This is a genomic window from Sphingomonas sp., assembly GCF_039594485.1.
Lineage (GTDB): Bacteria > Pseudomonadota > Alphaproteobacteria > Sphingomonadales > Sphingomonadaceae > Sphingomonas.
On record NZ_JBCNNI010000002.1, the window covers coordinates 152361 to 170769 of the forward strand.

Annotated in this window: 21 protein-coding genes; 15 read left to right on the forward strand and 6 right to left on the reverse strand. The window is 67.0% G+C overall.

Annotated elements, in window-relative coordinates; all coding sequences use genetic code 11:
- Positions 1 to 62: 62 nt before the first annotated feature.
- The 6 genes from ABDV78_RS01700 (at position 63) to ABDV78_RS01725 (ending at position 5456) form a co-directional block, all read left to right on the forward strand.
- Positions 63 to 1253 carry a LysR substrate-binding domain-containing protein gene (locus tag ABDV78_RS01700; protein WP_343525444.1) on the forward strand — a complete coding sequence of 397 codons (1191 nt, stop codon included), beginning with the start codon at positions 63 to 65 and terminating at the stop codon, positions 1251 to 1253.
- A 79-nt stretch (positions 1254 to 1332) separates the two neighbouring features.
- On the forward strand, positions 1333 to 2178 hold the full coding sequence (locus ABDV78_RS01705; protein WP_343525445.1) for a DUF1932 domain-containing protein: 846 nt from the start codon (positions 1333 to 1335) through the stop codon (positions 2176 to 2178).
- Complete coding sequence (locus ABDV78_RS01710; RefSeq protein ID WP_343525446.1) at positions 2175 to 3200, forward strand: amidohydrolase family protein; 1026 nt, start codon at positions 2175 to 2177, stop codon at positions 3198 to 3200. The genes ABDV78_RS01705 and ABDV78_RS01710 overlap by 4 nt, the downstream gene beginning before the upstream one ends.
- Positions 3197 to 3625 carry a protocatechuate 4,5-dioxygenase subunit alpha gene (gene ligA / locus ABDV78_RS01715; protein WP_343525447.1) on the forward strand — a complete coding sequence of 143 codons (429 nt, stop codon included), beginning with the start codon at positions 3197 to 3199 and terminating at the stop codon, positions 3623 to 3625. Before ABDV78_RS01710 ends, ligA begins: the two co-directional genes overlap by 4 nt.
- Entirely contained in the window at positions 3625 to 4512 is an 888-nt protein-coding gene (locus ABDV78_RS01720; RefSeq protein ID WP_343525448.1) for a class III extradiol dioxygenase subunit beta, read from the forward strand. The genes ligA and ABDV78_RS01720 overlap by 1 nt, the downstream gene beginning before the upstream one ends.
- 2 nt (positions 4513 to 4514) lie before the next feature.
- On the forward strand, positions 4515 to 5456 hold the full coding sequence (locus ABDV78_RS01725) for a Gfo/Idh/MocA family oxidoreductase (RefSeq protein ID WP_343525469.1): 942 nt from the start codon (positions 4515 to 4517) through the stop codon (positions 5454 to 5456).
- A 7-nt stretch (positions 5457 to 5463) separates the two neighbouring features.
- Here ABDV78_RS01725 and ABDV78_RS01730 read toward each other — a convergent pair whose 3' ends face one another.
- Genes ABDV78_RS01730 through ABDV78_RS01740 form a run of 3 tightly spaced genes read right to left on the reverse strand, consistent with a single transcriptional unit; the run spans position 5464 to position 7684 of the window.
- Positions 5464 to 5928 carry a dihydroneopterin aldolase gene (locus ABDV78_RS01730; protein ID WP_343525449.1) on the reverse strand — a complete coding sequence of 155 codons (465 nt, stop codon included), beginning with the start codon at positions 5926 to 5928 and terminating at the stop codon, positions 5464 to 5466.
- A gap of 6 nt (positions 5929 to 5934) precedes the next feature.
- On the reverse strand, positions 5935 to 6792 hold the full coding sequence (gene purU / locus ABDV78_RS01735) for a formyltetrahydrofolate deformylase (protein WP_343525451.1): 858 nt from the start codon (positions 6790 to 6792) through the stop codon (positions 5935 to 5937).
- Positions 6793 to 6814: 22 nt separating this feature from the next.
- Complete coding sequence (locus ABDV78_RS01740; RefSeq protein ID WP_343525452.1) at positions 6815 to 7684, reverse strand: methylenetetrahydrofolate reductase; 870 nt, start codon at positions 7682 to 7684, stop codon at positions 6815 to 6817.
- Between the two features lie 155 nt (positions 7685 to 7839).
- Between ABDV78_RS01740 and ABDV78_RS01745 the strand changes: the two genes are divergently transcribed.
- Positions 7840 to 8520 carry an alpha/beta hydrolase gene (locus ABDV78_RS01745; RefSeq protein ID WP_343525453.1) on the forward strand — a complete coding sequence of 227 codons (681 nt, stop codon included), beginning with the start codon at positions 7840 to 7842 and terminating at the stop codon, positions 8518 to 8520.
- A gap of 7 nt (positions 8521 to 8527) precedes the next feature.
- On the forward strand, positions 8528 to 9922 hold the full coding sequence (locus tag ABDV78_RS01750) for an aminomethyl transferase family protein (protein WP_343525454.1): 1395 nt from the start codon (positions 8528 to 8530) through the stop codon (positions 9920 to 9922).
- A 45-nt stretch (positions 9923 to 9967) separates the two neighbouring features.
- Here the strand turns inward: ABDV78_RS01750 and ABDV78_RS01755 are convergent, their stop codons facing one another.
- Genes ABDV78_RS01755 through ABDV78_RS01765 form a run of 3 tightly spaced genes read right to left on the reverse strand, consistent with a single transcriptional unit; the run spans position 9968 to position 12248 of the window.
- Positions 9968 to 10729 (reverse strand): IclR family transcriptional regulator, encoded by a 762-nt coding sequence (locus ABDV78_RS01755; RefSeq protein ID WP_343525455.1) that lies wholly within the window; start codon positions 10727 to 10729, stop codon positions 9968 to 9970.
- A gap of 8 nt (positions 10730 to 10737) precedes the next feature.
- Positions 10738 to 11127, reverse strand: a complete 390-nt coding sequence (locus ABDV78_RS01760) for a nuclear transport factor 2 family protein (RefSeq protein ID WP_343525456.1) — start codon at positions 11125 to 11127, stop codon at positions 10738 to 10740.
- On the reverse strand, positions 11124 to 12248 hold the full coding sequence (locus ABDV78_RS01765) for a cobalamin-independent methionine synthase II family protein (RefSeq protein ID WP_343525457.1): 1125 nt from the start codon (positions 12246 to 12248) through the stop codon (positions 11124 to 11126). The genes ABDV78_RS01760 and ABDV78_RS01765 overlap by 4 nt, the downstream gene beginning before the upstream one ends.
- A gap of 86 nt (positions 12249 to 12334) precedes the next feature.
- Between ABDV78_RS01765 and ABDV78_RS01770 the strand changes: the two genes are divergently transcribed.
- From ABDV78_RS01770 to ABDV78_RS01800, 7 genes are all read left to right on the forward strand, one after another.
- Positions 12335 to 12667 (forward strand): 2Fe-2S iron-sulfur cluster-binding protein, encoded by a 333-nt coding sequence (locus ABDV78_RS01770; protein ID WP_343525458.1) that lies wholly within the window; start codon positions 12335 to 12337, stop codon positions 12665 to 12667.
- 186 nt (positions 12668 to 12853) lie between these two features.
- On the forward strand, positions 12854 to 13972 hold the full coding sequence (locus ABDV78_RS01775; protein WP_343525459.1) for an FAD-dependent oxidoreductase: 1119 nt from the start codon (positions 12854 to 12856) through the stop codon (positions 13970 to 13972).
- A 23-nt stretch (positions 13973 to 13995) separates the two neighbouring features.
- A complete protein-coding gene (locus ABDV78_RS01780; RefSeq protein ID WP_343525460.1) occupies positions 13996 to 14898 on the forward strand; it encodes a VOC family protein in 903 nt (300 codons plus the stop codon).
- 1 nt (position 14899) lies between these two features.
- Positions 14900 to 16057, forward strand: coding sequence for an alpha/beta fold hydrolase (locus tag ABDV78_RS01785; RefSeq protein ID WP_343525461.1), 1158 nt, complete (start codon positions 14900 to 14902; stop codon positions 16055 to 16057).
- Positions 16054 to 16509, forward strand: coding sequence for a hypothetical protein (locus tag ABDV78_RS01790; RefSeq protein ID WP_343525462.1), 456 nt, complete (start codon positions 16054 to 16056; stop codon positions 16507 to 16509). The genes ABDV78_RS01785 and ABDV78_RS01790 overlap by 4 nt, the downstream gene beginning before the upstream one ends.
- Positions 16509 to 17288 (forward strand): cyclase family protein, encoded by a 780-nt coding sequence (locus tag ABDV78_RS01795; RefSeq protein ID WP_343525463.1) that lies wholly within the window; start codon positions 16509 to 16511, stop codon positions 17286 to 17288. The genes ABDV78_RS01790 and ABDV78_RS01795 overlap by 1 nt, the downstream gene beginning before the upstream one ends.
- A gap of 2 nt (positions 17289 to 17290) precedes the next feature.
- Positions 17291 to 18256, forward strand: a complete 966-nt coding sequence (locus ABDV78_RS01800; protein ID WP_343525464.1) for a fumarylacetoacetate hydrolase family protein — start codon at positions 17291 to 17293, stop codon at positions 18254 to 18256.
- Positions 18257 to 18409 lie beyond the last annotated feature (153 nt).

Genomic DNA, 18409 nt, shown 5'->3' on the forward strand with positions numbered 1-18409 from the left:
AGCGCGACGATCCCAATCGATATGCTGACACCTGCATAGGATTTGGCTAAGCCTCGCATTGGATGCTGCCCTTCGATCTCAACCTTCGCCACCTGCGCGGCGTGGCCGCCATCGTGCGGGAAGGCACCCTCAGCGCGGCGGCGGCGCGCGTGGCGCTGTCGCAGCCGGCGCTGACGCAGGGCATCGCCAAGATCGAACAGGCGCTGTCCACCCGCTTGTTCGAAAGGCGCGCCACGGGGCTGGTCGCCACGACGGCCGGGGCCGAGCTGGCGCGCCGGACCGAGGCGGCACTGGCGCACCTGGCGTCCGCCTTCGGAGCGGCGCAGGGCTCGCCGTCCGGCGCGCGGGTCGAACTGCGCGTCACCACCTCGCAGCTTCGCGCGGTGCTGAACGTCGCCAATGCGGGAAGCATCGCGGGTGCGGCCGCCTCCGCAGGCATGTCGTCGCCGTCCGTGCACCGCGCCCTGCGAGAGTTCGAGCGCCTGGTCGGCGCACCTGTCCTCGAACGACGCGGACGACTGGTCGGCCTGACCCGGCGGGGCACGCGGATCGCCCGCGCGATCCGGCTTGCCGAACGCGAGATCGCGGCCGCGCTGGCCGAACTCTCGACCGATCCCGGCACGATCGGTCCCATCCTGGTCGGCGCGATGCCGCTGTGCCGAGTCAGGGTGCTGCCGAAGGCGCTGGCGGCCTTTACCCGCGCCATACCGGGGGTGCGTGTCGAGGTCATCGAGGGATCGTGGCGCGAACTGCTGCCGCTGCTTCGGGACGGCGTCCTCGACCTCATGGTCGGCGCGTTACGCGATCCGCCGCCGGTCGACATCGATCAGCGGGACCTCTTCACCGACCGGCTCGCGATCATCGCCCGCGCCGGGCATCCGCTCGCCGGGCCGGACCTCCCGACCGTCGCAGAGCTGTGCGATCATCCATGGATCGTCGGGCCACCGGACAGCCCCCTCACCGCGGCGTGGCATACGCTGTTCGCTGCGGCACCGACGCGACCTCATGCGTCGATCGCATGTGGTTCGGCGCTGGTGGCGCGAGGCGTTCTCCTGGAAACGGATCACCTGACGCTCCTGTCGCCAGCGCAGGTCGAACAGGATCTGGAAAACGGACGGCTCGCGATGGTCGGGCCGCTGCTCGACGGGACTGTCCGCCGCATCGGCGTCTCGACACGCGGCGGATGGCGCATCACCCGTCAACAGCGCGTCCTGCTCGACATGCTGGAGGCCGCGTCGGGACCAGACACTTAGCAGCAGTCAATAATGGCGGCACGCTTCGGATTGGGCGACGGCCGCGCGGCAGCCTACTGGGAACGGGATGGAGACATACTTGACCTTTGTCGGCTTTGGGGAGGCCGGTAGCGCGCTGGCGAAGCCGGGGGACGCGTGCTGGGATCGCCTGTTCGATGATCCGGCCGCCGCGCCGCTTCGCCGCACCGCCGCGCTCGACGTGGAGGCGTTCGCCACCGCCGAGGCCGCGTTGCGCGACGCCGAGGCGGTCGTCAGCGTCGTCACCGCCGACCAGGCGCTTCCGGCGGCGCGCGGCTATGCCGATCTCCTCCGCGCGGGCGCGCTCTGGCTCGATTTCAATTCCGTTTCGCCTGGCACGAAGCGGGCCGCCGCCACCGCGGTCGAGCGCTGCGGCGCCAGATATGTCGACGTGGCGGTGATGGCGCCGGTCCTCCCGGCGGCGCGCGACGTGCCGCTTCTCCTGTCGGGGCCGCACGCCGGGGCGGGTCTCGCAACGCTGGTCGATGCAGGTTTCGGCAATGTGCGGGTGATCGACGGCCCCATCGGTGCGGCGGCGGCGGTCAAGATGGTTCGCTCGATCATGATCAAGGGCATCGAGGCGCTCTCCGCCGAATGCATCCTGGCCGCAGAGGCCGCCGGGGTGCGCGAAGAGGTGATCGCGTCGCTCGACGCATCCCGCCGGGACAGTGGCTGGGAGACGCTGTTCGACTACAATCTGGATCGCATGATGGTCCATGGCCGCCGACGCGCCGCCGAACTCGACGAGGTGACGACCATGCTGAACGAACTCGGCCTGCATGATGGCCTCACCCGGGCGGCGGCGTTGCGGCAGCGGCTCGTCGGCGAACTGTCGATCGCGCCGGCGGAAGGGCTGGTGGCCAAGCTGGCGCAGCTCACGCCGGTCACGAAGGAGATGGCGGCGTGACCCTGGTGATCGATTGCCACGGACACTATACGACAGCGCCCGCCGCGCACACTGCCTGGCGCGAGGAGCAGGTGGCGGCGTGGAAGGCGGGAAGGCCCGCTCCCGCCTATCCGTCGATCAGCGACGACGAGATTCGCGACACGCTGGAGGCGAACCAGCTCCGTCTGCTGCGCGAGCGCGATGCCGACATGACGCTCTTCTCCCCTCGCGCCTCCGCCATGGCGCCGCATGTCGGTGACGAGGCGGTCGCGACCGCCTGGGCGCGCGCCAACAACGACCTGATCGCGCGTTGCGTCGCCCTGTATCCCGAGACGTTCGCCGGGGTCTGCATGTTACCGCAATCGCCCGCCGCCGACCTGTCGGGCTCGATCGCGGAGCTGCATCGTTGCGTCGAGCAGCTCGGCTTTATCGGTTGCAACCTCAACCCGGATCCCGGCGGCGGCCATTTCGCCCATCCACCGCTGACCGACCGCTACTGGTATCCGTTCTACGAGGCCATGGTCGCGCTCGACGTGCCGGCGATGATCCATGTGTCGGGCTGCTGCAACCCGGCGATGCATGCCACCGGCGCCTATTATATCGCCGCCGACACCATCGCCTTCATGCAGTTACTGGAAGGCGACCTGTTCGCGGACTTCCCGACGCTCCGCTTCATCATCCCGCATGGCGGCGGGGCCGTGCCCTATCACTGGGGACGCTATCGCGGCCTCGCCGACATGCTGAAGAAGCCGGCGCTCGCCACCCACCTGATGGAAAATGTGTTCTTCGACACCTGCGTCTATCATCAGCCGGGGATAGACCTGCTCGCCGACGTCATCGAGACCAAGAACATCCTGTTCGGCAGCGAGATGGTCGGGGCGGTGCGCGGGATCGACCCGGAAACGGGTCATCATTTCGACGACACGAAGCGTTATGTCGATGCGCTGCCGATCTCCGAGGCGGAACGGCATGCGATCTATGAGGGCAATGCGCGCCGGGTTTTCCCGCGCCTCGACACCAAGCTCAAGGAGAGAGGCTTATGAGCGATCCGTCGCCTGCCGGCGCGCCGCGCGACATCCACGCCTATCTGGCGGAGTTGGACGATATCCCCGGCACCCGCGTATTCACCGCGCGGCGCGCGCGGGAAGGCTATCACATGAACCAGTTCGCCATGAGCCTGATGAAGGCGGAGAATCGCGAACGGTTCAAGGCCGATGAGCGTGCCTATATGGCGGAATGGCCGCTCACCGACGAGCAGAGGGAGGCGCTGCTCGCACGCGATTACAACCGCTGCCTCGACCTTGGCGCGAACATCTATTTCCTCGCCAAGCTCATCTCGACCGACGGCGTGCCGTTCGCCAAGGCGGTGTCGACGATGACCGACATGGGCTTTGACGACTATGCAGCGATGATGATTGCCGGCGGACGTTCCCCCGACGGCCTGCGTTCGATCAGGGAGAAGCGTTGATGGCCAGGATCACTGCCGGCGTGGGGTCCAGTCATGTCCCGCTGCTCGGCGTCGCCGCGGACACGGGCAAGGATGCGGACAGCTATTTCGGGCCCATCTTCGAGGGCTATGAATGGACCCGCGCGTGGGAGCGCGAAGAGAAGCCGGACGTCGTCATCCTGGTCTATAACGACCATGCCAGCGCGTTCGACATGAAGATCATTCCCACGTTCGCGATTGGCTGCGGCGAGCGCTACATGCCCGCGGACGAGGGTTGGGGGCCGCGCGCGGTGCCGCCGGTGCTCGGGCATCCCGACCTCGCCTGGCACATTGCGCAGAGCCTGATCCTCGACGAGTTCGACATGACCATCATCAACGAGATGGAGGTCGATCACGGTCTGACCGTTCCGTTGACGATGATGTTCGGCAAACCGGAGGCGTGGCCGGCGAAGGTGATCCCGCTTGCGGTCAACGTGGTCACCTATCCGCCGCCCTCGGGCAATCGCTGCTGGGCGTTGGGCGAGGCGATCGCGCGCGCCGTCGCCAGCTTTCCAGAGGACCTCAACGTGCAGATCTGGGGAACCGGCGGCATGAGCCACCAGCTCCAGAGCCCGCGCGCCGGACTGATCAACCGCGAATGGGACAACCGCTTCATCGACAGCCTGATCGGCGAAGGGCAGGAGGCGCGCCAAATCTCGCATATCGAGTATCTGCGCGAGACCGGCACGGAGGGCATCGAGATGGTCATGTGGCTGGTGATGCGGGGGGCGCTCGGCGCGCGCACGCGGGCGCTACACCGCCATTATCACGTGCCCTGCTCCAACACCGCGATCGGCCATCTCGTGCTGCTGCCCGACAATGGCGAGCAGCCGGGGACCGACGACGATCGCGCGCTGGCCACCACCTGATGGTGAACGTCGCGATCGCGGGCACGGGAGCGTTCGCGGAGAAGCATCTGGCCGCGATCGACCGTATCCGGGGGGCGACCCTCGCGGCGATCGTGGGGCCGGAGGCGAAACAGGTCGACGCGCTGGCGCAGCGCCATGGGGCGATCCATGCCGACCATGATCTGGCCCGCACGCTCGAGCGCCAGGACGTCGACGCGGTGATCCTCGCCACGCCGACGCCGCTTCATGCCGAACAGGCGCTCGCCTGTCTCGACGCGGGCAAGCACGTGATGGTGGAAATCCCGCTCGCGGACGGACTGGCGCAGGCCGAGGCGGTGCTGCGTCGCCAGCGCGAGACGGGGCGCGTGGCGATGGTCGGTCACACGCGACGGTTCAATCCCAGCCACCGCCACCTGCACCGCTTGTTCGCCAGTGGCGCGGCGCGGATCCAGCAGCTCGACGTGCAGACCCATTTCCTGCGCCGCACCAACACGAACGCCAAGGGTGAGCCCCGGTCATGGACCGACCATCTCCTATGGCATCACGCGGCGCACACGGTGGACCTGTTCGCGTGGCAGGCGGGCCCGATCGTCACCGCCCACGCAATGTCCGGCCCCGTCGATCCGCACCTCGGCATCGCGATGGACATGTCGATCCAGCTCAAGGCGGAGAGCGGCGCGCTGTGCACGCTGAGCCTGTCCTTCAACAATGACGGCCCGCTTGGCAGCTTCTTCCGGTACATCTGCGACACGGGGACATGGATAGCCCGCTACGACGAACTGGTGACCGGCGCGGGCGACCCGGTCGCACTGGCCCCGGTCGACGGGGCGATGGACGGGGTGGAGGCGCAGGACCGCGAGTTCCTGAACGCGATCCGGGATGGGCGACAGCCGATCGCGTCGGTCGCCGAGGTGATGCCCTGCTACCGGACGCTCGCCGAGATCGAGACGATGCTTTCCGGCTGACGCGCGGTCAGCGCGCGACGAGCGACACCTCGGCGCGGGCGATCCCGCGATGCAGGGCGCGAGGCTTTTCCACCATGACGGTGGCGGTGACGACGAACGGCCAGGCGAGGCAGCCTTCCGCCAGACGGCGGGCGAACGTCTCGATCAGCTCGACGCGTTCCTCCGCAAGTTCGTCCGCCAGGGCCGCGATGCGGCGATAGTCGATGGTGTTGGCAAGGGTCGCCCCCGCCTCCGACGCCAGGCCCAGCGAAACGTCCAGACGCAGCGGCTGTCGTCGGCCGATCTCGTCAGGCTCGATACCGATATCGGCGAGAACCTCGAGCGCCGTTATCCCGATCGTCAGCGTCGATTCACATGCTCGCATCGGCGTTCTCCGCGGCCTTGACGGTGTTTTGCAGCGGGCCGCGCGGCGCTCGGCCGTGCGCCGTCCCAGATCCGCGGCGATCGCGTCGCCAGAGATGATCCGTGCCATGGCCGTTCAACTCCTGAAGACGACGGTTCGGGCGCCATGCTGGAAAACGCGGTCCTCAAGATGCAGCCGCACCGCCTCCGCCAGCACGCGCCGCTCGATGTCCCGCCCCTTGCGGACCAGATCATCGGGTGTGTCCGCATGTGTCACCGCTTCGACGTCCTGATGGATGATCGGCCCTTCGTCGAGGTCGGCGGTGACATAGTGTCCGGTGGCGCCGATCATCTTCACCCCGCGCGCATGCGCCTGATGATAGGGCTTGGCGCCCTTGAACCCGGGCAGGAAGCTGTGGTGGATGTTGATGCAACGCCCCGACAGGAAGCCGGCAAGATCGTCCGACAGGATTTGCATGTAGCGCGCGAGCACGACGAGATCGGCGCCCGTCTCCGTTACCAGCTGCTTGATCTGCGCCTCCTGGGTCGCCTTCGTCTCCCGCGTGACGGGCAGATAATGATAGGGGATGTCGCCGATCAGGGACGTATGAAGCACCTCGCGCGGGTGATTGGACGCGATCCCCACGATCTTCATCGGCAGTTCCCCCAGCCGATGCCGGTACAGGAGATCGCCGAGGCAATGGTCCCATTTGGAAACCATCAGCAGGACGCGCTGCGGCACGCGCGCCTCGCGCAGCGACCAGGTCATGGCGATGGCGTCGGCAACCGGCGCGAACTCCGCACGAAGGGCGGCGGGGTCGTCATCGGGCGACGGGCGGAAGACGACGCGCATGAAGAATTCGCCGGATGCGCCATCGTCGAACTGCTGCGCCTCGACAATGTTGGCGCCGCGTTTGGCCAGGAAAGAGGCGACCGCCGCGACAAGTCCGGGCCTGTCGGTGCAATGCAGGCGAAGCGTGCAAGTGTCCGTCACAATAGTCTCCCCTTGGCGCGCGTCAGTTCCGCGTCGCTGCATATTGGTTGATCCATGCGGCCGTCTTTTCGAGGCCGCCGAAGGGATAGAAGTGGAGGCGCACCGCGCCGTGTTCCGGCGTCAGGCCACGCCCGAGATTCTCCACCAGCCGGTCCGGTCCGGCCTGGCCCAGCAGCTTGCCGATGGAGATGCCGTATTTGCTCAGCACCGCACTCGAGGCACCGACGCCGCAACGTGCCGCGAAGCGGACCAGCGTCTTGATGCCGGCGGGCCCGGGAACGCCGAGCCGCACCGGCGCGTCGATGCCCCGCCTACGCGCCTCCTTCACCCAGGCGAGCAGCGGGTCGGCGTCGAACGCGAACTGCGTCACGATCAACGGGGCCATCCCGCGCGCCACGATGTCGTCGCACTTCGCGGCCAGCACGCGCCATGTGTCCTCGCGCGACATCGCGGGATGCCCTTCGGGGTGCCCCCCGACTCCGATCGCCATGATACCGGCGCGTTCGAATGCTCCTGTCCCGATCAGGGCCGCACTGTCGGCGAACGGTCCCTCCGCCTCGGCGGGATCGCCCGCGATCACGAAGCAGCGCCGCACCCGCGCCTGTTCGACGGCCTGGTCCAGATAATCCTGGAACGCCGAGCGGGACTCGATTCGCCGTGCCGAGAAGTGCGGCATCGGCTCGAAGCCGAGGTCCCGCACCAGCCGGGTCGCGGCAAGGCGCTGGTCCACCGTTTCCCCCGGAAGGAACGTCACCGCGACCGGCGTGTCAGGGGGCAGCAACGGCGCCGCCGCGCGCAGTGCGTCGGCATCCTTGGCGGTGATCTCCAGGGAAAAGCCGTCCACCATGTGAAGCGGCGGCCGACTCCAGTTCGGGTGCAGAACGCTCTTCATGCCACCTCTCCAATGTTTATCGCGCCCCCTAGCGCTTCTTATGAATATCATATAGACGAATAAATCATGAGTGTGAACATAAATGGTGCTGGTACGTGACAGAGCCGTTCGGGACCCCGCTGGTCATCCTGCCCGGCCTGATGTGCGACTCGCGCATGTTCGCCGCACAGGTTCGCCTGGGCGCGTCGGTGATCGACGGCTTCTACGGCAAGGCCGATCGGCTGGAATCCATGGCCGACTATGCACTTGCGAGGATGCCGCCCACCGCCGCCATTCTCGGCCACTCCATGGGGGCCCGCGTGGCGCTGGAGATCGTGCGGCGCGCACCGCATCGCCTGACGCGGCTCGCGCTGGTCGATACTGGGATCCATCCCGTGCGGGCGGGAGAAGAGATCGGTCGCTACCGACTGCGAGACCTGGGCTTTGCCCAAGGTGCCGCAGCACTGGCCGACGCCTGGCTGCCGCCGATGCTGGCCGAGGATTCGCGCCGCGACGGCGCGCTCATGGACACGCTGCGCGAGATGGTGATCGCGGCTGGCCCGACCGTCTTCGCCCGGCAGATCGAGGCGCTGCTGCACCGGCCCGCGGTGGAGCAGTTGCTGCCGACGATCGCCGGTCCCACGCTGGTTGCGGTCGGCAGCGAGGATATGTGGTCGCCTCCCGAACAGCATGAGGCGATCACGCGGTTACTGCCCGACGGGCACCTGCGGGTCATCGCCGGCGCGGGCCATATGGCGCCGGCCGAACGGCCCGAAGCCTTCAACGAGATCGTTCGCGACTGGCTGTCCTGGCCGGCGCGCTCCGGTGAAACAGAAGCAGAAGCACAGAAAGGATGAGGAAATAATGAGTTCTCTACAGCAGAAGCTCGACGCCCAGGGCGACGTCGTCACCTTCCTCCGCAACCAGCAGGTCGGGCCCAACGTCTATCCGGGCGTTCCGGCCGAATACACCAACTGGCGCGACGAGCAGCGCGCCTGGGCAGAAACCGCCATCCTGTTCAACCAGAGCTTCCACATGGTCGACCTGCTGGTGACCGGGCCCGGGGCGTTCGACATGCTCGCCTATCTGGCGCCGAACAGCTTCAAGGGCTTCGTGCCCGATCGCGCCAAGCAGTTCGCACCGGTCACGCCGGAGGGCTATGTGATCGGCGACGTGATCCTCTTCTACCTGGGCGAGGAGACGTTCGAACTCGTCGGCCGCGCGCCGACGATCGAATGGGTCGAGTATTGGGCCTCGACCGGCCGCTGGGACGTCAAGGTCGAGCGCGACGAGCGTACCGCCGCAAGGCCCGAGGCGGAGAAGAACACGCGCCGCAATTATCGCTTCCAGCTCCAGGGCCCGAACGCGATGAAGGTGCTCGAGCGGGCGATGGGCGCGACTCCGCCCGACCTCAAATTCTTCCACATGGCGACGGTGGCCATCGCCGGGGTCGACGTGCGCGCGCTGCGCCACGGCATGGCCGGCCAGCCGGGCTATGAACTGTTCGGCCCGTGGAAGGATTATGACACGGTACGCAACGCCCTGATCGAGGCTGGCAAGGACTTCGACCTCAAGCTGTCGGGCGGACGCACCTACAGCTCCAACACGCTCGAATCGGGCTGGATCCCCTCCCCGCTCCCCGCCGTCTATACCGGCGAGGGCACCAAGGCGTTCCGCGAGTGGCTGCCCGACACTGCCTATCCGGGCATGGCTTCGGTGGGCGGCAGCTTCGTGTCCGACAATATCGAGGATTACTATCTGACTCCCTGGGAGCTTGGCTACGGCATCATGGTCAAGTTCGATCATGACTTCGTGGGACGCGAGGCGCTGGAGCGGATGAAGGACCAGCCGCATCGTCGCAAGGTGACGCTGGCGCTCGACAATGAGGACGTGCTGCGCGTGATGAGCTCGCTGCTCCAGTCCGGCGACCGGGCGAAGTTCATGGATTTCCCGAGTTCGGTCTATGCCATGCACCCCTATGACGCGGTGCTGAAGGACGGCAAGACCGTCGGCCTCTCCACCTGGATCGGCTACACCGTCAACGCTGGCCGGTTCCTGGCGCTCGCGATGGTCGACGAGGATGTTGCCGAACCCGGTACGCAAGTGTCCCTGCTGTGGGGCGAGCCGGATGGCGGCACCAGCAAGCCGACCGTCGAGCGCCACGTCCAGACCGAGATCAAGGCGACGATCGCACCCGTTCCCTATTCGGAGGTCGCCCGCGACTCCTATGCGGAGGGCTGGCGCTCCAAGAGCGTGTAATCGGCAAGGCGCACCGTCGGCGGCACGCCCGCCGACGGTGTCCGGTCAGTCCTGCGCGAGCGCGCGGCGAAGCGACTGCGCCGTACGCATCACCTGCTCCATGGCGTCCTGCAGCACCGCGTCGGACAGCCTTGGGGTGGGGATGGCGACGCCAATGGTCGCCGATGTCCCGCCAAAGCCGCCGATGGCGACGCCGATGCCCGAAATGCCGAGGGTCATCTCGTCCCGCGTCGTCGCGATGCCGGTTTCCCGGATAGACGCGATCTCGTCGCTCAGCGCCGCGCGATCGGTGATCGTGTGGGGGGTGAAGCGCTCCCGCTCGGTCTCGGCGAGGTAGCGGTCGAACTCCTCCGGCGGCATCTCCGCGAGCAGCGCCTTGCCCGCCGCCACGCAATGCAGCGGGATGAACGTCCCGACCTCGATCGAGTAGCGCAGCGTCTGGTCCCCCGTCTCGGTGACCATGGCGACCATCTTCCACTCCCGGCGTTCGAAGAGCGACGCGGTCTCGTTCAGCCGGTTACGCAGGGCGGTCACGAAGGGATGCGCACGCTCGACCAGCGTCTCGTCGGGGCGCGGGCCGCGCAGCCGGTCAAGCCGGACGCCGGCCAGGTATTTCCGCCCCTCGCGCCGCAGATACTCGCGCTCGACCATGGTGGCGAGCAGGTAGGACAGGCTGCTGACCGGGATCGCCAGCGCCGCCGAGATTTCCTGGGCCACCACCCCGCCCGGTCGGGCCACGACATATTCCAGCAGGTCGAGAGTCCGCATCGCGGACTTGACGGTGGAGGAGGACGGTGCGGTGGACATGGCAATACTCAGAAGATCAGCGATCCCCGCCGCTCCGCGAAGCGCCAGCCTTCGACCGTGCGGACGAAGCGATCGTGGAAGGTGCCGAGCTTGACGTCGGCAGGGGAGAGATACAGGGCCATCGCGCTTTCACCCGTCGCCTCGTCAGCCGACAGCACATCGATCACGATATTGGTGCACAGGTGGCGCGTCGCGCGAGCGGGCCGCGAGCGATAGGCGGCCAATATGGCTTCACGCCCTTCGATCCAGACGTCGGGAGCGGCAGGCCGTGCGAACCGCCCCGCTTCATCGAACAGGGCGGCCACCCCCTCCCAATCCGCCGCGTCGTTGCGATTGGCATAGGCAGCGACCAGCCGCGCGCAGTCATGCTCGATGTTCCGGCGTTCGTCGTTGGTCACAGTCGCGCGTCCGCAAGGTCGGCACCCTCCCGCAGGGCTTTCAGCTTCTTCCATGTCACGTCGGGATCGATTTTTCCATAGCCGGCGAAGGTCCCGAAGCCGCAGTCGGTGCTCGCGATCACCCGGTCCTTGCCGACGAAGCGGGCGAACCGCTCGATACGCTGCGCAATCAGCTCGGGATGCTCGACATAGTTCGAACAGCTATCGATCAACCCCGGCGCCAGGATCTTGTCCTCGGGGAGCGTCGCGTCGCGCCACACCGTCCATTCATGCTCGTGGCGCGGATTGGCCCCCTCGAACAAAATGGTCGAAGGGCGCGCCGCGATGATGAGGTCGATGACCTTCTCCAGCGCGATGTCGTGATCGTGCGGTCCTTCGTAATTGCCCCAGCAGACGTGCATCCGCATCCGCTCGGGCGCGATTCCCGCGGTCGCCGCGTTGAGCGCCTCGACATTGGCGGCGGCGGTGCGCAGGAACTCGGCCTCGCTCTGATCCTGATAGCCGGTATGACGCGACATGGCGAGGTCCGGGCAGTCGAGCTGGAGGTCGAAGCCCGCGGCGACGATCGCCTCATATTCCGGCCGCATGGCGTCGACCAGATCGGCAAGATACGCGTCGTGCGAGGGGTAGTGGCGATTGACCTGGAACGCCGTGATCAGCCCCGGTGAGGCGGCGTTCATGAATGCGCGGACCTCGCCGCCCACCCCGTCGAGCGCGGCACGGAACCGGCGGATGTCGTCGTGGAGCGGGTCGAGCGTGCGCAGACGGACCGGGCCGATGCACGAGGCGCGCGTGAACTCCTGGCTGCCCATCATCGCCGACAGCTTGCGCGCGAGTCCGGGATGCTCGGCGAGATCGGCCGCCGGCCGCCGCTCGACATGGCCGCCAAAGCCCTCGAGCCGTTCGATCATATAGGTCGAATAGCCGACCTTGCCGAGTTCCCCGTCGCTGATGATCGTCACCCCCGCCGCACGCTGGCGCGAAACCGCATCGTCGATCGCGCGGCGTACCAGGGTGTCGAAGGTATCGGCCGGATAGGCCTCTCCCCGGTCGCGCGCCAGTAGAAGAGGCGTCAACTCGTCCCCTCGCGGGAGGCTGCCGACATGGGTGGTGGCTATCATCGATCTTTCTCCCGACTTCGTTCTCGCACCATCCTATCGTTTCACGTATCCGTAATCCATCATGGATATGAAGGAATCGTCAGCACATGACCGAAGAGGCTCAACCACGCGTCCGCGTCACCGCCCGCGATGGCGTTCGACATGAAGCGTGCGTCACGCCGGGGATGACGCTGCTCGAAGCCGTGCGTCTTGCGGGATGCGGCGACCTCCTCGGCATTTGCGGGGGTATAGGGCTTTGCGGCACCTGCCATCTCTATGTTTCGGACGGTTCGGCGCCGCTCTTGCCGCCGGCCGAGGCCGACGAACGCTCCATGCTGGAGGACATGCCGCATCGCACGTTGCGCTCCCGCCTCGCCTGTCAGCTGGTCGTTCCCCAAGGCCCCGTCGCTCTTGAGGTGCAGATAGCCCCTGTTGACTGACCCCTCGAATAACCAAAGCCTATGCATCTTCATCATTAATATGTATTTTTATTTATACATTCCCAATGGCAAACATTCCGCAAGGCTGACGAACAATCGTCCGCCATGAGGAGAGGTGGTGGAGCATGCTGCGGTGTTTCTTGTCCCCCGTTGGAGAAGCGGCGACCCATTTCGCCGTCACCCCCCATGCGTGATCTGCACATCCTCGTCATCGGAGCCGGCATCGGCGGCTGCACGGCCGCCATCGCGTTGCGGCGGGCAGGCTTTGCGGTCGATATGATCGAAAAGGACCCGTCCTGGTCCGTCTATGGCGTCGGCATCATTCAGCAGTCGAACGTCCTGCGCGCGATGAAGGCGCTCGACATCATCGATGATTACATCTGCGCAGGCTATGGCTTCGATCACGTCTCGGTCTTCCTGCCAGACGGCACGCAGGTTGCGCGCATTCCCAATATGAGCCTGGTCGATGGCTATCCGGCCAATATCGGCATCGGGCGTCCGGCATTGCACAAGGTGCTCGGGGAGAAGGCGATCAGCGCGGGCGTCGAGGTTCGGCTCGGCATCACCGTGCAGGCGATGGAGGACGAGGGCGACAGGGTCCGCGTCCGCTTCAGCGACGGGTCGGAGGGTTCCTATGATTTGGTCGTGGGAGCGGATGGTCTGTATTCCGCGACACGGCGCATGGTGCTTCCCGACGCGCCGGAGCCCGAGTTCACCGGGCAATCCGTATGGCGCTACAACCTGCCGCGCGACGAGGATGTGACCGGACTGTGCGCCTTCCAGGGGCCGACGGGACTGGGGCTCGTGCCGCTGTCGAACGAGCAGATGTACATGTTCGTCACGACGCCCGAGCCGGGCAACCCACGCTTTCCCCGCGAAATGCTCGCCGCGCAGATGCGCGAACGGCTCGCCGGGGTGCCGGCACCCCGCATCCGCGCGCTGGCGGAGCAGATCACCGACGACGCGGCCGTCGTCTATCGCCCGCTCGAGACTCTGTTCGTCGAGGGCGCGTGGCACCGAGGACGGACCGTCCTGATCGGCGACGCCGTGCACACGACGACGCCGCATCTGGGTCAGGGAGCCGGCATGGCGATCGAGGACGCGATCGTACTGGCCGAGGAACTCTCGGCACATGACGACCTCGAGGCGGCGCTGCGCGCCTTCCATGACCGCCGCTACGACCGATGCCGCTACATCGTCGAGGCGTCGCGCGCGATCTGCCTCGGTCAGTTGGGCCTGGGTCCGGCGGTCGATAACGCCGCGGCCACGCGGGAAATGTCCATCAGGGTTGCAGAGCCGATCTGATCGGCGGCGAGGAGAAACGGATCATGGCACGGGTCACCGACATTCGATATGTGGGTTACGGGGTCGCCGACGTGGCGGCCGAACGGGACTTCTACCGGGACGACTGGAAACTCGTCGAGGCGGGCGAGCAGGACGGCCTGATCTACTTCGCGGCGGCGGGCGATGAGGAACGCTTCGTCGTGCGGCTGCGCGAGGACGCGTCGAACCGCATCGACGTGATCGCGCTGGCCGCCGACACGGCCGCCGACGTGGACGCGCTGCACGACAAGGTGGTTCAGGCCGGCTGCAAGGTCATCCACGCCCCGCGCGCGCTCGAGACGCTGGGCGGGGGCTATGGCTTCCGCTTCTTCTCCCCCGACGGGCTGCCGATCGAGGTGTCGAGCGACGTCGCCCCGCGCGAGCCGCGACAGCTCGGCCGGCTCGAAGGCGTGCCGCAGAAGATCAGCCACATCGTCCTTCATTCGCCCGACCACAAGGCGGCGGTGCAGTTCTTCATCGACGTGCTGGGCTTCCGCCTGTCGGACTGGCTTGGCGACTTCATGGCCTTTCTGCGCTGCAACACCGCGCATCACCGGATCGCCTTCCTGCCCGGACCGCCGTGCCTCAACCACGTCGCCTATGACGTGCCGACGATCGACGACATGATGGCGGGCATCGCCCGGCTGAAGAAGGCGGGGACCGACATCCGCTGGGGTCCGGGCCGGCACACCGCGGGCAACAACACGTTCAGCTACTTCACGACGCCCAACGGCTTCGCGGTCGAGTACACCTCGGAACTCGAGCATGTCGACTTCGAGACGCACGAGGCACAGGTGCATCAGCCGACACCCACCACGATGGACCAGTGGGGCATCGGCGTCGGCGGCCCGCAGACGATGCCCCACCCCAAGCCCGATGCGGGCCTCTTCCAGCCAGCGGTGATTTGACATGGCGTTGTTCGAGTATTTCCCCAATTATATCTGGAACCTCTCCGTCGCGATGGCGATGGAGAGCGGCGGCCGGATCGGTGAGCTGATCGACATGTGCCAGCCGATCCGCGATGCGGCGGCGAACGGCGCGGACGCCAACACCCGGCAGTTCATGGAGCGGTGGGTGGAGGTCGCCGACCGGCTGATCGGCCTGGCAGAGGAGGACATCGCGGCGGGTCGCGCCTTCTCCGCCTCCGACAAGATGGAACGCGCCTCGCTCTACCTCTTCACCGCCGAGCGGATGCAGGGCCATGGCCATCCGGGGCGCCAGGAAACCTATGCGAAGGCGCGCGCGGTGTTCGACCGCTCGACGGCGCTGGGTCGCCTCAACCGCGAGCGGGTCGAAGTGCCACTGGCCAAGGGGACGATGCCGGCGCTGTGGGTGCGTGCGCCCGGTGACGGACCGAAGCCGACGGTCGTCTATTGCAACGGGCTGGACAGCTGCAAGGAACTGCTCTTCTGGTCCCGCCTCCCCGAGGCGCTGGCCCGTCGCGGCATCTCCACGCTCTGCGTCGACCAGCCTGGCAGCGGCGAGGCGCTGCGGCTTCAGAAGCTGCCCGTCGATCCGCACAGCGAGAACTGGGCGTCCGCCGCGGTCGACTGGCTGGAAGGTCGCGACGACGTCGACGCCGCGCGCATCGGGATGGCCGGTATCTCGCTGGGTGGGCATTTCTCGCCGCGCGCGGTGGCCTTCGAGCCGCGTTTCGCGAGCGGCGCGGTGTGGGGCGCCAATCACAACTGGGCGGAGGTCCAGCAGAAGCGGCTCAAGCGCGAGGGCGAGAACCCGGTGCCGCACTATTGGGCGCATGTCATGTGGGCTTTCGGCGCCGACGACATGGAGGATTTCCATCGCCGGTCCGCCGACATGACGATGGACGGTCTGATGGAGCGCATCAGGGTGCCCTTCCTCGTCACGCACGGCGAGAAGGATCGCCAGATCAGTCTGGACTATGCCCACCAGGCCTATGACCAACTGACCAATAGTCCGCGTCGCGAGCTCAAGATCTTCACGCCGCGCGAAGGCGGGGTGGAGCATGTCGGCGCGGACAACATGTCCTATGGTCGCGACTATATCGCCGACTGGTTCGCCGATACGCTGGGCGGGCACACCGCATGACCGTCCGGGCGCTGACCCGTGGCGAGCTCGCGAAGGAGGCCGCGATCAGCGCCACGATCAACGCGGTCATCACGCTCGGCTTCTATTTCGGGATGTTCCACGGACTTGCCGCCGTGCCGGTGTGGGGGATCGGCGGCTTCGCCTATGATTTCCTGCCGCAGAGCTTCATGGTCACGCTGATGGGGACGGCCATTCCCGGCATGATCTGGAGCCGGCGTCGCGCCGGCGCGCTCGCCAGGCCCTTGGTCGTCGCCGTCCTCGCCCGTGTGCTGGCATTCGCCGTGGCGGCACTGGTGCTGGGCAGCGGGGCCTGGCTGCTCGTGCTTTGGGCCAGCGGTGCGGCATGGATCGGGTTCATGCCGGGGCTGGCCATCAAGATCGTCTATTCCGTGGCGCTGTCGCTGGTGGTCACGCCCGCGATGCTCCACCGCCTGCCGGAGGTTGCCCGCTAATGCCCCGACGCTTCATCGACCTGTCGGTCACGCTGGACAACGAGACGGTCGCCGATCCGCCGTTCATGCGGCCCAGGATCGAGTACCAGACGCATCTCGAAACCGTCCCCGAGATACAGACCTTCTTCCCCGGCGTGACCGCCGCCGACCTGCCCGATGGCGCGGGCTTCGCCGCGGCGGAGAATGTCTGGCTGACCACGCACAACGGCACGCATCTCGATGCCCCCTGGCACTACCACCCGACGCAGGACGGCGGGCAGCCTGCGATGACGATCGACGAGGTGCCGCTGGACTGGTGCTTCCGCCCCGGCGTCCGGCTGGACTTTCGCCACTTTGACGATGGCTATGTCGCGACGGCGGCCGATGTCGAAACCGAACTCGCGCGTATCGGCCACGATCTCCGCCCGCTCGACATCGTGCTCGTCAACACGCGCGCGGGCGCGGCCTATGGCACCCCCGCCTTTCTCGGCTCGGGTTGCGGCATGGGGTATGAGGCGACCCTGTATCTCACCTCCCGCGGCGTGCGCGTCACGGGGACCGACGCCTGGAGCTGGGACGCACCGTTCACGTACACCGCGAAGCGTGTCTCCGAAACCGGCGACCTTTCCCTCATCTGGGAGGGGCACAAGGCCGGACGCGAGATCGGCTATTGCCACATGGAAAAGCTGACGAACCTCGATCTGCTGCCGCCGACCGGCTTCATCGTCAGTTGCTTCCCCTACAAGATGAAGCGCGCCTCGGCGGGCTGGACGCGCGCCGTCGCGATCCTGGAGGACTGATCATGCGACTTGCAACGACGCGCGCCGGGGGGCGTGACGGAACGCTGGTGGTCGTCGCCGACGATGGCCAACGCGTGCTCGCGGTCGAGGATTGGCCGACGCTGCAGACGGCGCTGGAGGACTGGCCCGCGGCCCACCCCGCCCTCCTGGCGGCGGCCGACCGCCTCGCGAGGGGAGACGGCGCGGCGGTGACCGCGAAGGACTTCGCAGCGCCGTTGCCCAGAGCGTGGCAGTGGCTGGACGGTTCGGCCTTCGCCCATCACGGTGTTCTGATGCAGCGCGCGTTCGGCTCGCCGCCGAGCGATCCCGCGCGGCCCCTGATGTATCAAGGCCTGTCGCACCAGTTTCTCGGACCGTGCGAGGACGTCCCCCTGCCCTCGGAAGATGATGGCATCGACTTCGAGGGGGAATTCGGGGTCATCGTCGACGACGTGCCGATGGGCTGCTCGGTCGCGGATGCCCTGGCCCATGTGAAGCTCGTGGTCCTGATCAACGACTGGTCGCTGCGCACGCTCGCTCCCATCGAAATGAAGACCGGCTTTGGCTGGGTGCAAGCGAAACCGGCCTGCAGCGTCGCGCCCTTCGCCGTCACGCCTGACTCGCTGGGCGATGCATGGTCTGATGCGCGCGTCCATCTGGATCTGCGGGTCGAAGTGAACGGTGCGTGGTTCGGCAACCCGAACGGCCGCGAGATGGCCTTCGGCTTCGACGAACTGATCGCCCATGCGGCTCGCACGCGCAGCCTTCCCGCCGGCACGATCATCGGCTCGGGAACCGTGTCGAACAGCAACGCCGACGTCGTCGGATCCGCCTGCCTCTCGGAAAGGCGGGCGATCGAGATGGTCGCCATCGGATCGCCGAGGACACCCTTCCTCTCGTTCGGCGACGAGGTGTCTCTCAACGTTACCGGGCGCCAAGGGCGCACGATCTTCGGCGAACTGCGTCAGAGGATCGTCCGCGCGTCCTGATGCTCCACGGCGACAGGTCACGCCGCCTGTCCCCCGTCAGCACCACTGGCACAGATTTGAGGTTGTGAGTTGAGGAGGATCTGGGCTTCGTCGCAGTGACGAAGGAACGAAGATGAAGCCCAGATCCTCCAACGTGAAATTGCCAGCGAAGGC

Coding starts and splice junctions, on each gene's coding strand:
- ABDV78_RS01745 (WP_343525453.1), top strand. CDS start 7,840: ATGTTCGCCGCACAGGTTCGCCTGGGCGCGTCGGTGATCGACGGCTTC.
- ABDV78_RS01790 (WP_343525462.1), top strand. CDS start 16,054: ATGACCGTCCGGGCGCTGACCCGTGGCGAGCTCGCGAAGGAGGCCGCG.
- ABDV78_RS01785 (WP_343525461.1), top strand. CDS start 14,900: ATGGCGTTGTTCGAGTATTTCCCCAATTATATCTGGAACCTCTCCGTC.
- ABDV78_RS01780 (WP_343525460.1), top strand. CDS start 13,996: ATGGCACGGGTCACCGACATTCGATATGTGGGTTACGGGGTCGCCGAC.
- ABDV78_RS01795 (WP_343525463.1), top strand. CDS start 16,509: ATGCCCCGACGCTTCATCGACCTGTCGGTCACGCTGGACAACGAGACG.
- ABDV78_RS01740 (WP_343525452.1), bottom strand. CDS start 7,684: ATGAAGAGCGTTCTGCACCCGAACTGGAGTCGGCCGCCGCTTCACATG.
- ABDV78_RS01730 (WP_343525449.1), bottom strand. CDS start 5,928: ATGGCACGGATCATCTCTGGCGACGCGATCGCCGCGGATCTGGGACGG.
- ABDV78_RS01775 (WP_343525459.1), top strand. CDS start 12,854: ATGCGTGATCTGCACATCCTCGTCATCGGAGCCGGCATCGGCGGCTGC.
- ABDV78_RS01750 (WP_343525454.1), top strand. CDS start 8,528: ATGAGTTCTCTACAGCAGAAGCTCGACGCCCAGGGCGACGTCGTCACC.
- ABDV78_RS01700 (WP_343525444.1), top strand. CDS start 63: ATGCTGCCCTTCGATCTCAACCTTCGCCACCTGCGCGGCGTGGCCGCC.
- ABDV78_RS01765 (WP_343525457.1), bottom strand. CDS start 12,248: ATGATAGCCACCACCCATGTCGGCAGCCTCCCGCGAGGGGACGAGTTG.
- ABDV78_RS01720 (WP_343525448.1), top strand. CDS start 3,625: ATGGCCAGGATCACTGCCGGCGTGGGGTCCAGTCATGTCCCGCTGCTC.
- ABDV78_RS01800 (WP_343525464.1), top strand. CDS start 17,291: ATGCGACTTGCAACGACGCGCGCCGGGGGGCGTGACGGAACGCTGGTG.
- ligA (WP_343525447.1), top strand. CDS start 3,197: ATGAGCGATCCGTCGCCTGCCGGCGCGCCGCGCGACATCCACGCCTAT.
- ABDV78_RS01770 (WP_343525458.1), top strand. CDS start 12,335: ATGACCGAAGAGGCTCAACCACGCGTCCGCGTCACCGCCCGCGATGGC.
- ABDV78_RS01755 (WP_343525455.1), bottom strand. CDS start 10,729: ATGTCCACCGCACCGTCCTCCTCCACCGTCAAGTCCGCGATGCGGACT.